This window comes from Mesorhizobium sp. M0678, from assembly GCF_040320505.1.
Lineage (GTDB): Bacteria > Pseudomonadota > Alphaproteobacteria > Rhizobiales > Rhizobiaceae > Mesorhizobium.
This window is the reverse complement of the sequence record NZ_JAMYPT010000002.1, coordinates 402,363-415,982: the sequence shown is the minus strand read 5'-3', so window position 1 is coordinate 415,982 and position 13,620 is coordinate 402,363. Positions and strand designations below refer to the sequence as shown.

The window sequence follows — 13,620 nt, the reverse complement described above, 5'->3', positions numbered from 1 at the left end:
TAAATTCCATTGTCGAGACGAGCCAAGTGACCGAAGCAGGACTGACCATGCTCAATCGGACGGCGGACAGCGTTGCCCGGGCTACGCCCGAGCCGTTGGCCCGCAAGGTCCGGGGCATCAGCGACAAGGGCCTCGCCTGGCTGTTCATCTCGCCGACGATCCTGTTGCTTTTAGCTATCAACATCTTTCCGCTGTTCTGGGCAATCTATCTGTCCTTCACCAATTTTCGCGCCAATCGGCCCAACGAGGTTGTGAAGAACCTTGGGCTGGCAAACTACAAGCGCATCCTCGCCGACCAGGACATCTGGATCGCCATGCAGACGACGGCGCATTTCGTGTTCTGGACCATCCTGCTGCAGACGCTGATCGGCTTCACGCTGGCTTGGCTGATCGACCGCAAGTTTCGCGGCCACGCCTTCTGGACGACAATCATCCTGGTGCCGATGATGCTGTCGCCGGCGGTGGTCGGTAATTTCTGGCGCTTCCTCTACGAGCCGCAGATCGGGCTGTTCGCCTACGCCGTTTCGTTCGTCACCGGCATTCCGGCAACCGAAATCAGCATGCTCTCCAACGTGTCACTGGCGCCATGGTCGATCATCATCGTCGACACCTGGATGTGGACGCCTTACGTGATGCTGATCTGCCTCGCTGGCCTGCGCTCGATCCCCGAATACATCTACGAAGCGGCCGAGGTCGACCGCGCCTCCAACTGGCGGCAGTTCTGGTCGATCACGCTGCCGATGGCGCTGCCCTTCATCATGCTGGCGGTGCTGTTTCGCGGCATCGAGAACTTCAAGATGTTCGACATGGTCAATTTGCTCACCGGCGGCGGGCCGGGATCAACCACCGAAGTGGCCTCGATCACGCTGAAGCGGCAGGCCTTCGAAAGCTGGCGGACGGGCTATTCCTCGGCCTTCGCCATCATCCTGTTCGTCGCAGTGTTTGGCCTCGCAAACATCTACGTCAAGGCGCTCAACAAGGTGAAGCAGAGATGAGCCTGACGTCAGCCCATTCCGTTGTCGCGCCGTCGGCCACGTCGAAGCGCGTCGCCGGCACGATCATCGTCGCCTACGCGCTGATCTCGATCGTGCCGCTGCTGTGGATCTTCGCCACCAGCTTCAAGACGCCGCCGGATTCGATCGCCTATCCGCCGAAGATCCTGTTCCAGCCCAGCCTCGAGGGCTACTGCAACCTGTTCTCGACCCGGACTCGGCAAACACCGGAATACATCAACTCGCTGGGACCGGCGACGGGCCTGTGCGACGAGACGGTGCGCAAGCGCAACATGGTGATCGCCGGCCCGTCCAACTTCATGCCGCGCTTCGTCAATTCGCTGATCATCGCGTTCGGCTCGACGTTTTGCGCGGTGTTCCTCGGCACGCTGTCGGCCTATGGTTTTTCGCGCTTCAAGGTGCCGCTCGCCGACGACCTTCTGTTCTTCATCCTGTCGACGCGGATGATGCCGCCGATCGCCGTCGCCATCCCGATCTACCTGATGTACCGGGAGCTTGGCCTGTCGGACACGGCTCTCGGCATGATCCTGCTTTATACGGCGGTCAACGTGTCCTTGGCGGTGTGGCTGCTGAAAGGCTTCATCGACGAGATCCCGCGCGAATATGAAGAAGCGGCGATGATCGACGGCTACACCAGGCTGCAGGCGTTCTGGCGCACGGTACTGCCGCAGGCGACCACCGGTATTGCCGCAACCGCCATCTTCTGCCTGATCTTTGCCTGGAACGAATATGCGTTCGCTGCGCTACTGACCTCGGGCACGGCGCAGACCGCGCCGCCCTTCATCCCGACCATCATCGGCGAAGGCGGTCAGGACTGGCCGGCGGTCGCGGCCGGCACGACGATCTTCCTGGTGCCGATCCTGGTCTTCACCATCCTGCTTCGCAAGCAATTGCTGCGCGGCATCACCTTTGGCGCGGTGCGTAAATGAGCATGACCGCAAAACGCAAATCGCGCTGGCCCGTCCGGGCCAGGCGCGGGCTGATGGAAAACGTCGCCACCGCGATCATCGCCATCGGCTTCCTGATGCTGTTCCAGCCCTTCGCACTGGTGCTCTACACCTATTCCTTCATCACCATGCTTGCGGGCACGGCGATGTTCATCATCGTCTCGAAATTTCCGGAGTAGACGATGGCCGAGATCAGGGTCGAACATCTGAGGAAGGCATTCGGCGATTTCGTCGCCGTGCAGGATTCCAACTTCGTCGTCGAGGACGGCGAATTCTTCGTCATGCTGGGGCCGTCCGGCTGCGGCAAGACGACGACGTTGCGCATGATCGCCGGGCTCGAACTGCCGACCGGCGGCAAGATCCTGCTTGGCGGCGAGGACGTCACCATGCGGCGTGCCCGCGAGCGCGACATCGCCTTCGTCTTCCAGCTGTTCGCGCTCTATCCGCACATGAATGTGCAGAAGAACATCGGCTTTCCACTGCTGGCGCAAGGCATGCCAGGCGCTGAAATCCGGAGCCGAGTGGAGGAGACGGCGAAGCTTTTGCGGATCGACCATCTGCTCAACAAATCGGTCTCCGGGCTTGCCGGCGGCGATCGCCAGCGCGTGGCGCTCGGCCGCGCCATCGTACGGCGGCCAAAATGTTTCCTGATGGATGAGCCGCTCGGCACGCTCGACACCGAATTCCGCGACCTGATGGTCCATGAATTGCGAGAACTGCACAACCGCATCCACGCCACCACCGTCTATGTCACGCATGACCAGATGGAAGCGATGTCGATGGCCGACAAGATCGCGGTGATGAACCACGGCGTCATCGAGCAGTTCGGCACGCCGCGCGAGATCTACGACCGGCCGGCGACGATGTTCGTCGCCGACTTCATCGGCTCGCCGCCGATGAATTTCCTCGGCTTCGGCGGCGGGCTTTCAAAGGGCGCCAGGGAAATTGTTGTGCAAGGCGCGAAGGTGGCCGTGCCGGAGATCCGCGAGGACGTCGCGCCGGCCGAGATGGCGCTTGGCATCCGACCGGAGCACATCCGCTTCGACGACGCTTCGAAGCTGCGCGGTGCCATTTACGGCACGGAATATCTCGGCACCACTCAGATCGTGGCGGTGGAGACAGCAGACGGCATCATCAAGGCCAGGGTGCCGGCCGAAATCCGGCTCAATCCGGGCGATCATGTGGGCCTGGCGCTGAGCAGCGCGCGGCTGTCGCTGTTCGCAAAAGGATCCGGCCGTGCGGTGCGCACCGAAATCCATGACTCGGCCTCCCAGGGGAGAGCACATCATGGCTGACGTTCACATCAAAAGCGTGACCAAGGCTTTTGGCGAGCATGTCGCCGTCGACAATCTCGACCTGCATATCGCCGACGGGGAATTCGTCGTACTGCTCGGGCCGACCGGCGCCGGCAAGACGACGACGCTCAGGCTGATCGCCGGGCTGGAGCGTCCGGAAGCGGGCTCGATCCATATTGCCGGCCACGACACGACGACGCTGTCGCCGGCCGAGCGCGACACCGCTTTCGTGTTCCAGCAATATTCGCTCTATCCGCATCTGTCGGTTTACGACAACCTCGCCTTTCCGCTGCGCTCGCCAGCACGGAAAATGCCGGAGGATCAGATCCGCCGCCGCGTCGAGGACGTGGCCAAGATGGTGCGCATCCACCACAAGCTGAATAATCGCTCGACCAAACTCTCTGGCGGCGAGATGCAGCGCGTCGCCATCGGCCGCGCTTTGGTGCGCAAGCCGTCGATCTACCTGATGGACGAGCCGCTGTCGTCGCTCGACGCCAAGCTGCGCGCCGATCTCAGGCTCGAGCTGAAGCGCATCCAGGCGGAACTCGGCGCCACAATGCTCTACGTCACGCACGACCAGATCGAAGCGATGACCATGGCCGACCGCATCGGCATTCTCGCCGACGGCGTGCTGGTGCAGGTCGGTTCCCCGCGCACGATCTATTCTGAGCCGGCAAACCTTCACGTCGCCGCAAGGCTCGGCCAACCGGCAATCAATTTGTTGCCGGTCGGACTGCTGCCGGATGGTGGCGCGCCGGCGGGAACAAAGACGATCGGTGCTCGTACCGAACATCTTTCGATCGAGAAGGCGGCGAACGGCCATGCCGACGGCGTCGTCGATTGGGTCGAGCATCTCGGCGACCAGAACCATCTGCATGTGACGGTGGGGACCAGGAAGCTGGTGACGCTAACCGACCCCGACACCGACCTGGCGCAGGGCGACAAGATCATGATCCGCTATCGCTCGCCGCTGTATTTCGGCGCCGATGGGCGACGGCTGATGTGAGTGCTGCGCGAGTGTTTTCCTGGCACCTTTCAACCGGCAATTTCGGGCACCGGACTGGACCAATTCGATGAAGCATTTTTTCAATCGCAGGGATACGATCGTAACTGAGGCCCTGGACGGCTTCCTCGGTACGACCGGCGCCGGCGATCTCGCTCGCCTCGACGGCTATCCCGAGATCAAGGTCATTCTCCGCGCGGACTGGGATAAGACCAAGGTCGCGGTCATTTCCGGCGGCGGGGCCGGGCACGAACCTGCCCATGCCGGCTTTGTCGGCATTGGCATGCTGACGGCGGCGGTTTCGGGCGAGATCTTTGCTTCGCCGAGCGTGGAAGCGGTATTGGCCGCCATCCGCGCAGTGACCGGTCCCGCCGGGTGCCTGCTGATCGTCAAGAACTATACCGGCGATCGCCTCAACTTCGGCTTGGCCGCCGAGAAGGCGCGCGTCGAAGGCTTCCCCGTCGAGATGGTGATCGTCGCGGACGACATTGCCCTGCCTGATATTGCCCAGCCGCGTGGCGTTGCCGGCACCTTGTTCGTGCACAAGATCGCCGGCCACCTGTCGGAAGCCGGCAACGATCTGGCGACGGTTGCCGCTGCGGCGCGGGCCGCGGTGGCGGATATCGTTTCACTCGGCATATCGCTGTCATCGTGCTCGATCCCCGGCCAGAGCCATGACGAAAGATTTGGCGCCAACGACGCTGAACTCGGCCTCGGCATCCATGGCGAACCGGGCGTTGAGCGGATTGCGGTGCAAAGTGCCGAAAGGCTGGTTGCGATCATGTCGGAGCGCCTTGCCGCGCGGCTCGATCCGGTCAGCGACTACGCCTTGCTGATCAATAATCTCGGTTCGGTGCCACCGCTGGAAATGTTGCTTGTCGCCAATGCGGTATTGGCTTCACCGCTGGCACAAAAGGTGACGCTGACAATCGGGCCCGGGCAGCTTATGACCGCGCTCAACATGAACGGCTTTTCCCTGTCGCTGATCCGGCTCGATGCGTCGCGCGAAGCGGCGTTGCGGGCGCCGGTAGGCCCTCACGCCTGGCTGCCGGCAAGAGCCGTTCGCCAAGCCAGCGTCGTGCCGATGGCCAAAGCCGCCGGCCCGAACAACGCGTCGAAAGCCAGCAAGGACGCACGCACCGACCGGTTGGTTGTCGCGGTCTGCGAACGGCTGATCTCGCTTGAAGGCGCGTTGAACGGACTGGATGCCAAGGCGGGAGACGGTGACACCGGATCGACTGTGGCGGCCGGTGCGCGCAGCGTGCTTGGCCGCATTGCGACACTGCCGCTCGCTGACCCTGCCGCAACGCTCGCCGCCGTCGGCGACATCCTGAGCGCCAGCATGGGCGGCTCTAGCGGCGTGCTGTTGTCGATCTTCTTCACCGCCGCCGCGCAGGCGCTGGAGTCTGGCGAAACGCTTCCCAAGGCGCTTCTCGCCGGCCTCGATCGGATGTCCTTCTATGGTGGAGCGAGGGTCGGCGATCGCACGATGATCGATGCCCTGGAACCCGCCTTGAGGGCGCTGGATAGGGGGAGTCTGGAAGATGCGGCGGTCGCGGCGCAACGCGGAGCCGAGGCCACCGCTGCCATGCGCAAGGCCAAGGCCGGGCGGTCCGCCTATATTGGCAGCCAGCTCGACGGCGTGGTCGACCCCGGCGCCTTTGCCGTCGCCGAGGTCTTCACTGCCCTCGCTGCGTTGCTCGAACCCGCTTGACTGGGGAAAAGAATGCTTCAATTGCCGGATATGCAATTTTCTCGTACTGCCGGCAGCGCAGGGGCCAGGAGCATGGGTGATATGGCGGCAGCGGATATTTCCAGGCTGATCGAGGCGGCGGCAAACGCGATCGCCGCACATGCCGAAGAGCTGACCAGTCTCGACCAGGCCATCGGCGACGGCGACCATGGGCTCAACATGAAACGCGGCTTCGAGGCAGTGCGGGCCGAGGCCGGCGCGTTTGCGGCAAAGCCGTTGCCCGAGGCGCTGAAGGCGATCGGCACCAAACTGGTGATGACCGTCGGCGGAGCCTCCGGTCCCTTGTTCGGCACGCTGTTCATGGCGCTCGGCAAGGAGATTTCCGCCGCGCCGGGTCGCGCCGACCTGGCGGCGGCCTTCGGCAAGGCGATCGAAGCGGTTGCCGCCAGAGGCAAGTCGCAGGCCGGGCAAAAAACCATGCTCGACGTGCTGCAGCCGGTGCATGAGGCCCTGCTGCAGGGAAAGACGGCAGCGGACATCGTCGAGATCGCCGACAACGCGGCCGACGCGACCGTGCCGATGAAGGCACTGCGTGGGCGCGCCTCATTCCTTGGCGACCGTTCGATCGGTCATATGGATGCCGGCGCACGCTCGACTGCGCTTCTGGTGCGGGCAGTAGCCGAGGCAATCGAGAGGCGCGCATGAGCAATGTCGGCATCGTCATCGTATCGCATTCGCCGCTGGTCGCCGAAGGCACCGCCGACATGGTGCGGCAGATGGTCGGCAACGAAGTGCCGCTTGCATGGTGCGGCGGAAACGGCCATGGCGGGCTGGGAACCAATGTCGAGGCGATCATGGGCGCCATCGACAAGGCCTGGTCGGAGGCGGGGGTCGCGATCCTCGTCGATCTCGGCGGTGCCGAGACCAATAGCGAGATGGCGGTCGAGATGATCGGCGAACCACGCGCCCAGAAGATCATCGTCTGCAATGCGCCGATCGTCGAAGGCGCGGTGATGGCGGCGACCGAGGCTTCCGGCGGCGCCTCGCTCAGGGAAGTGGTGGCGACGGCGCACGAATTGTCGCCGTCGTGAACGAACGGGAATTTTGACAAGCATGTCCGCAGCAGCCGAAGCCAGCGTCCTGATCACCCATGAGGTGGGACTGCATGCGCGTCCTTCGGTGAAGTTCACCAAGCTTGCCAAGACGTTTTCGGCCGACGTCGAGATTGCGCTCGCCGCCAACGGGCCATGGTTCGACGCCAAGAGCATCGTCAAGGTGATGGCGGCGAAAGCGCCGAAAGGCACTGTCCTGCATATCAGAGCCAAAGGGGACGGCGCCGGCGAGGCGGTCGGCGCACTGGTCGAGCTGGTGCGGCGCGATTTCGACGAAGGCAAGGACCATGCCCGAACCGCTTAGGCTGCAGGGCATTTCGGCATCGGCCGGCTATGCCGAGGGGCCGCTGTTCGATCTGGACCAGGCTGCTGTGCGTTATGTCCGCAAGGCGACTGCCGCGGACGAGAAGGCGGCGCTTGAGGCCGCCATCTCCATTGCCGCAGGCCGGCTCGCGACATTGATCGAAACCAGCGACAGCGAGGCGGCCGGGATCCTCGAATTCCAGCTCGCCATGCTGGAGGACGACGCGCTGACCGGCCCGGCCTTTGCGCGAATTGCCGAGGGCATGGCTGCTGATGTGGCTTGGCGAAAAGCGCTCGACGCCGAGATAGCCGGCTATGAAACATCCGAGCAGGACTATTTCCGGGCGCGCGCGGCCGACATGCGCGACATACGCGACCAGGTGCTACGCGCGCTTGCCGGGGGCGGCGACATTGCCGCGCCGGCAGGTGCGATCTTCTACGGCGAGGATATCGCACCGACGCGCTTCCTCGAAACCGACTGGAGTGCCGGCGGCGGCATAGCACTTACGGCCGGAAGTGCCGCAAGTCATGTCGCAATGCTGGCACGCTCACGCGGCGTGCCAATGGTGGTGGGGTTGGGGCTCGTAGCGCGTGGGGTAGCCGGGCCCGGTGCTTCGCCGGCTCAGCTTGCCGGAATCGCACTGCTCGATGCCGAACATGGCGGCATCGTGTTGGCGCCTTCGAAAGCGGAGATCGACGCATTCCGGCGATCGTCAGCGTCTTTCGCGGCGCATCGCGACAAAGCGGCAGCCTATTTGACAAGGCCGGCAGCAACGAAGACCGGCATAGCGGTCCACGTGCAGGTGAATATTGCCGATCCGTCCGATGTCGACCGCATCGATGCTGCGGCGTGCGACGGTGTCGGGCTGATGCGGACCGAATTCCTGTTCGGCAAGACGCTGCCGGACGAGGAGACGCAATATCGCGCCTACCGTAGAGTGCTGGAATGGGCAGGCGACAGGCCGGTGACGATCCGTACTGTCGATGCGGGCGGCGATAAACCTGTGCCGGGCCTGACCGTCGAGGAAGGTAATCCATTCCTTGGCCTGCGCGGGATCAGGCTGTCGCTGATGCGTCCGGAGGTCTTTCGTGTGCAGATCCGCGCCTTGCTACGTGCCGCCATGCACGGCAATCTGAAGGTGATGTTCCCGATGATCGCCGTTCCGGAAGAGTATGAACACGCCACCGCGCTGTTCGCTGAGGAGCAGGCTGACCTTTTGGCGCGCGGCATCGCGCACAAAATGCCGCCGCTTGGCATCATGGTCGAGGTGCCGTCGGTGGCCATCGCACCGGAGGCATTCGCCAAGGCCGCCTTCTTCTCGATCGGTTCGAATGATTTGACCCAATACGTGATGGCCGCCGCGCGCGACAATGCGTCGGTCGCACATCTGAATTCCGTCAGGCACCCGGCCGTGCTCCGGTTGATCGCCTCGGTTGCCGCCTTCGGCCGCGAGCATAATATCCCGGTCAGCCTGTGTGGCGATGCCGGCGGCGACCCCGCCTCGATCCCGGCGCTGCTCGAAACCGGCCTGCGTGACCTCTCCGTCGCTCCCGCCCAACTCGCGATGGCCAAGGCGGCCATCGCGGACGTTTCGATCTAGGCCCCGGTATGGCAGACAAGGCGTCGCAATCCGGCCCCGAAGAGGCGATCTGCGCCTACAAGACGATCCTGTCGCAGGTGATCGACCAGCGCCCGTCCGGCATGCGCCAGCGCCTCGCCGATGCGCTGGGCAAGCATCGCAGCTTCGTCACGCAGATTTCCAGCCCGGCCTATTCGACGCCGATCCCGTCGAAGCATTTGCCGGCTATCTTCTCCGTCTGCCATTTCAGCCCGGCCGAACGCGATCATTTCCTTGAGGCCTACCATCGGGCGCATCCGGGAAAGATGTCGCTGGCCGCAGGCTTGCGCAAGACACGCCATGTCTCGCTGATCGTTCCCGATTTCGGCGACGACAAGCAGAACGCGGCGCTCGACCGGGCGGTCAACGATTTCATCCAGAAGATCACCAGCATCGCCGGCAAGGGCAGCTGACGCTGGGCTATTTCGGGAGGACGGCCATGAAGAAATTTTTGAATTCGGTCGATACGGTGCTGACCGAGAGCCTCGACGGCTTCGTTGCCGCGCATGCCGATATCCTGGCGCTTGGCGAGGAACACAAATTTGTCCGCCGCAAACTGCTCACACCGGGCAAGGTGGCGCTGATCTCCGGCGGCGGCTCGGGTCACGAGCCGCTACATGGAGGGTTCGTCGGGCACGGCATGCTGGATGCGGCCTGCCCCGGCCAGGTATTCACCTCGCCAACGCCTGACCAGATGATGGCGGCGGCCGAAGTCGTCAATACGGGCGCCGGCTGCCTGTTCATCGTCAAGAACTACGAGGGCGACGTGATGAATTTCGACATGGCCGCTGAAATGTCGGAAGGCGTGATGCAAATCGTGACCAATGACGACGTTGCGGTCGAAAACTCGTCCTACACCACCGGCCGGCGCGGCGTCGCCGGCACGCTGGTGGTCGAGAAAATCGTCGGCGCGGCGGCCGAACAAGGCATGGCGCTGGAGCCGTTGAAGGCGCTCGGCGAGCGCGTCAACGGCGCGACGCGCTCGATGGGCGTGGCGCTGACCAGTTGCACCGTGCCGGCGGCGGGCAAGCCGACCTTCGATATCGGCGACGGCGAGATGGAGTTCGGGGTCGGCATCCACGGCGAGCCTGGGAGGCGGCGCGACACATTGAAAAGCGCCGATGCTATCGCCGAGGAGATCTGTACCGCAATCCTGGGTGACCTGGGCGACGGTGCCAGAGGCCAGGCGCTACTCTTCGTCAACGGCTTTGGCGGCACACCGTTGATGGAGCTTTATCTGATGTACAACAGCGCCCGCAAAATCTTCGAGAAGCACGGCGTGACGGTGATCCGGTCGCTGGTCGGGTCCTATGTGACCTCGCTCGACATGGCCGGCTGTTCGATCACGCTGAGCATGCTCGACGACGAGGCGGCTGTTTGGTGGGATGCACCGGTACATACGGCCGCGCTGCGCTGGGGCATGTAGCGGCGGAGAATGCCCCAGAAATAGTCGGTGACAAGACCGGTATCGGCAACGCCGCGCATCGCCAGACAGTTGCCCTCCTCACCCTGCGTAAGATAAAGAATCTGCGGGTTTGGGGAGTTCGAGCATGCGTTACAATTGGGATCGGGCGCCGACGGGTTTCGAGCGCCATGGAAAGGTGCTGGCAGCCGCCTTGCTGATCGTCGGCGGGGTCGGACTTATGCTCGCTGCCCTCCCGCTTTAGGGACAACAAACTCGGGTAGCGGACTACGTCTCAGCGCGTTGCCTCAATGCACCTGGCCAGTCACGGCGATGAAACGGCGGTCGCGCCCTTCAAATCCCTGGCTGAAGCGCTGCACGAGCACCGCAAGCACGCCCGGTTTTCCATCCGGGGTGAATGCGTAAGATTCCGACAGGCTGTAGGAAGTCGGGCAATTCCTCGAACCGGGCACCGCCTTGTCCTCATGCAGCAGCTTGATCGGCTTGCCGTCCTGACCCTGCAGCGTCAGGCGAAAGCCGAGCGCCTTGCCGGTCGTTTCGCCTTGCTGCGTCGCGTCGAAACTCGCTGAACAATCCGCCGTGCTGTCGGCACGGATCTGCTCGAGCTGGATGGTGCCAAGCTCGTCATAGGCCGGCGAAAGCCATTTTTGCGAAACCTGCTCGAGGCGCGCAATGTCATTGTAGGCGACCATGTCGTCGGGAAAGGTGAACCTGTCCAAGGCAGTCCGCTCGCCGCGCGGCGCGATGGCATATTTGGCCAGCAAGGGCGCCGCCAGTTCGGCGGCCTGTGCCCTCGCCTGCGCAAGCGTCAATGTCGAATCCTCCGTCTCGTCGGCGATGACGATCGGCTTGCCGCCGACGAACTCATCGGTCCGCGTGTCGATGATGTCGATCTCCGACCAGCCCGAATCCGAAGCACCGGCATCGAGCGTGCCGTACTGTTCGAAGGCGAAGTAGTTGCCGTCTGGCGAAAAGCCGATGACGCGCCGGGCCGCCGCGTCGCCTGCCTGAGCAGCTGAAGCGAGCACCACCGCCAGCGTCGCAACCGCGGCAAACCCAAGCTCATATCGCAATTTCATCGCGCCCTGCCCCTAATGCCGAAAATTCGAACGATACCGGCCCCCAGACCACCATGACCCGCACTTGCGGCCAAGTTAGAACGACAGCAAACGAAACGCACAAATACATGGTTACACAAACCAGCATACGCTATTTCAAGGACAGCAAACATTCCTGGGGAGGAAGCTGGATGGCGTCACGCTACCACGAGGTCTATGACGGCTGGAAACGCGACCCGGAAAAATTCTGGGCCGATGCCGCCGGCGCAATCGACTGGTTCTCGCCCTTCGAGACGGTGTTCGACGCCAATGCCGGCGTCTATGGCAGGTGGTTCATTGGCGCCTCGTGCAACACCTGCTTCAATGCCGTCGATCGTCATGTGGCGGGCGGCCGTGCCGACCAGATCGCGTTGATCCATGACAGCGCGATTTCGGGCACAATCAGGAAATTCACGTATGCCGAGTTGAAGCGCGAGGTGGTCGCGCTGACCTCGGTGCTCAAGAATCGTGGCATCCAAAAAGGCGATCGCGTCATCATCTACATGCCGATGGTACCGGAAGCAGCCTTCGCCATGCTTGCCTGTGCGCGGATCGGCGCCGTGCATTCGGTGGTCTTCGGCGGCTTTGCCTCGCATGAGCTCGCCACCCGCATCGACGACGCCAAGCCGAAGCTGATCATCTCCGCTTCCTGCGGCCTGGAGCCAGGGCGCGTGGTTGCCTATAAGCCGCTGCTCGACAAGGCGATCGAGATGTCGCGGCACAAGCCGGAAAGCTGCCTTATCCTGCAGCGCGACCAACTGCGCTGCGAACTCAGGGAAAACCACGATATCGACTATGCCGACGCCGTGGCGCGCGAGCGGGCCGCTGGTGCCAATGTCGACTGTGTTCCGGTGCTTGCCACCGATCCGCTCTACATCATCTACACGTCGGGCACGACCGGCCAGCCGAAGGGCATCGTGCGCGACAATGGCGGCCATATGGTCGCGCTGAAATGGTCGATGGAAAACGAGTTCGGCGTCAAGCCGGGCGAAGTGTTCTGGGCGGCTTCCGATGTCGGCTGGGTGGTCGGCCATTCCTATATCGTCTACGGCCCGCTGCTGCATGGCTGCACAACGATCCTGTTCGAGGGCAAGCCGGTCGGCACGCCCGATGCCGGCACCTATTGGCGTGTGATCGCCGAGCATGGCGTCGTCGCGCTGTTCACCGCGCCAACCGCCTTTCGCGCCATCAAGGGACAGGACCCGAGGGGCGAATTCGTCCCGAAATACGACCTGTCCAAATTCCGGACGCTGTTCCTCGCCGGCGAGCGCGCCGATCCGGAAACCATCAAATGGGCGGAGCAGAAATTGACCGTGCCGGTGATCGACCATTGGTGGCAGACCGAGACCGGCTCGCCGATGACCATCAACCCCGCCGGACTAGGCCTGCTGCCGGTCAAATACGGCTCGCCCGGCGTGCCGATGCCCGGTCATGACATCCGCGTGCTCGACGATGCCGGGCATGAGGTCAAGCGTGGCACGCTTGGCAACGTCGTGGTCAAATTGCCGTTGCCCCCCGGCTGCCTGCCGACGCTGTGGAATGCCGACGAGCGGTTTCGCCAAGCCTATCTCGACGAGTTCCCCGGCTTCTACAAAACCGCGGATGCCGGCATGATGGACGAGGACGGCTATCTCTATGTCATGGCTCGCACCGACGACATCATCAATGTCGCCGGCCACCGGCTATCGACCGGCGCCATGGAGGAGGTTCTGGCCGCGCATCCCGACGTCGCCGAATGCGCCGTCGTCGGTATTGCCGATGCTATGAAAGGCCAGGTTCCACTCGGCTTCGTCGTGCTGAATGCCGGCGTCGACCGCGACGCCGGCATCATCGAAAATGAGGTTGTCACCCTGGTGCGCGAACGGATCGGCCCGGTCGCTGCCTTCAAGACGGTGGTGACGATCAAGCGCCTGCCGAAGACGCGCTCCGGCAAGATCCTGCGCGGCACCATGCAGAAGATCGCCGACAAGGAGGAATGGGCCATGCCGGCAACGATCGACGACCCGGCCATCCTCGACGAGATCACCGCCGCGCTGAACCGGCGCGGCATCGGCCTGTAAGGGGCGCCGAAGCCGAGTTGCGTCCGAAGCTCCGGTATGGAACGACCGGCGCCGG

At 63.4% G+C, this 13,620-nt stretch carries 14 protein-coding genes; 13 read left to right on the top strand and 1 reads right to left on the bottom strand.

Annotated elements, in window-relative coordinates:
• The first annotated feature begins 47 nt into the window (after nt 1-47).
• The 12 genes from NKI29_RS05400 to dhaK all read left to right on the top strand — a co-directional run bounded on the left by NKI29_RS05400 (nt 48) and on the right by dhaK (nt 10,411).
• Nucleotides 48-995, top strand: a complete 948-nt coding sequence (locus tag NKI29_RS05400) for a carbohydrate ABC transporter permease (protein WP_031211681.1) — start codon at nt 48-50, stop codon at nt 993-995.
• On the top strand, nt 992-1,942 hold the full coding sequence (locus tag NKI29_RS05395) for a carbohydrate ABC transporter permease (RefSeq protein WP_023676335.1): 951 nt from the start codon (nt 992-994) through the stop codon (nt 1,940-1,942). The genes NKI29_RS05400 and NKI29_RS05395 overlap by 4 nt, the downstream gene beginning before the upstream one ends.
• A complete protein-coding gene (locus NKI29_RS05390; RefSeq protein WP_352795641.1) occupies nt 1,939-2,139 on the top strand; it encodes a hypothetical protein in 201 nt (66 codons plus the stop codon). The genes NKI29_RS05395 and NKI29_RS05390 overlap by 4 nt, the downstream gene beginning before the upstream one ends.
• Nucleotides 2,140-2,142: 3 nt before the next feature.
• Nucleotides 2,143-3,255 carry an ABC transporter ATP-binding protein gene (locus NKI29_RS05385; protein WP_352591126.1) on the top strand — a complete coding sequence of 371 codons (1,113 nt, stop codon included), beginning with the start codon at nt 2,143-2,145 and terminating at the stop codon, nt 3,253-3,255.
• Nucleotides 3,248-4,261 carry an ABC transporter ATP-binding protein gene (locus tag NKI29_RS05380; RefSeq protein ID WP_352591123.1) on the top strand — a complete coding sequence of 338 codons (1,014 nt, stop codon included), beginning with the start codon at nt 3,248-3,250 and terminating at the stop codon, nt 4,259-4,261. The genes NKI29_RS05385 and NKI29_RS05380 overlap by 8 nt, the downstream gene beginning before the upstream one ends.
• 67 nt (nt 4,262-4,328) lie before the next feature.
• Nucleotides 4,329-5,972, top strand: coding sequence for a dihydroxyacetone kinase subunit DhaK (locus NKI29_RS05375; protein WP_352795639.1), 1,644 nt, complete (start codon nt 4,329-4,331; stop codon nt 5,970-5,972).
• A gap of 81 nt (nt 5,973-6,053) precedes the next feature.
• Nucleotides 6,054-6,656 carry a dihydroxyacetone kinase subunit DhaL gene (gene dhaL, locus NKI29_RS05370; RefSeq protein WP_352795638.1) on the top strand — a complete coding sequence of 201 codons (603 nt, stop codon included), beginning with the start codon at nt 6,054-6,056 and terminating at the stop codon, nt 6,654-6,656.
• Nucleotides 6,653-7,042, top strand: a complete 390-nt coding sequence (dhaM, locus tag NKI29_RS05365; protein ID WP_352448466.1) for a dihydroxyacetone kinase phosphoryl donor subunit DhaM — start codon at nt 6,653-6,655, stop codon at nt 7,040-7,042. The genes dhaL and dhaM overlap by 4 nt, the downstream gene beginning before the upstream one ends.
• A 22-nt stretch (nt 7,043-7,064) precedes the next feature.
• Nucleotides 7,065-7,367 (top strand): HPr family phosphocarrier protein, encoded by a 303-nt coding sequence (locus tag NKI29_RS05360; RefSeq protein ID WP_023676329.1) that lies wholly within the window; start codon nt 7,065-7,067, stop codon nt 7,365-7,367.
• Entirely contained in the window at nt 7,351-8,967 is a 1,617-nt protein-coding gene (gene ptsP / locus NKI29_RS05355) for a phosphoenolpyruvate--protein phosphotransferase (RefSeq protein WP_352795636.1), read from the top strand. Before NKI29_RS05360 ends, ptsP begins: the two co-directional genes overlap by 17 nt.
• An 8-nt stretch (nt 8,968-8,975) precedes the next feature.
• The gene (locus tag NKI29_RS05350) at nt 8,976-9,398 is read left to right on the top strand and encodes a hypothetical protein (protein WP_352795634.1); all 423 of its coding nucleotides are present in this window, start codon (nt 8,976-8,978) and stop codon (nt 9,396-9,398) included.
• A gap of 26 nt (nt 9,399-9,424) precedes the next feature.
• Nucleotides 9,425-10,411, top strand: a complete 987-nt coding sequence (gene dhaK / locus NKI29_RS05345; protein ID WP_352454687.1) for a dihydroxyacetone kinase subunit DhaK — start codon at nt 9,425-9,427, stop codon at nt 10,409-10,411.
• 284 nt (nt 10,412-10,695) lie between these two features.
• On the opposite strand, the gene NKI29_RS05340 is transcribed toward dhaK, so the two are convergent.
• Nucleotides 10,696-11,487: a DUF2259 domain-containing protein gene (locus NKI29_RS05340; protein ID WP_352795632.1), complete on the bottom strand. Its 792-nt coding sequence runs from the start codon at nt 11,485-11,487 to the stop codon at nt 10,696-10,698.
• A gap of 170 nt (nt 11,488-11,657) precedes the next feature.
• Between NKI29_RS05340 and NKI29_RS05335 the strand changes: the two genes are divergently transcribed.
• Nucleotides 11,658-13,565: a propionyl-CoA synthetase gene (locus tag NKI29_RS05335; protein ID WP_352795631.1), complete on the top strand. Its 1,908-nt coding sequence runs from the start codon at nt 11,658-11,660 to the stop codon at nt 13,563-13,565.
• Nucleotides 13,566-13,620: the final 55 nt, after the last annotated feature.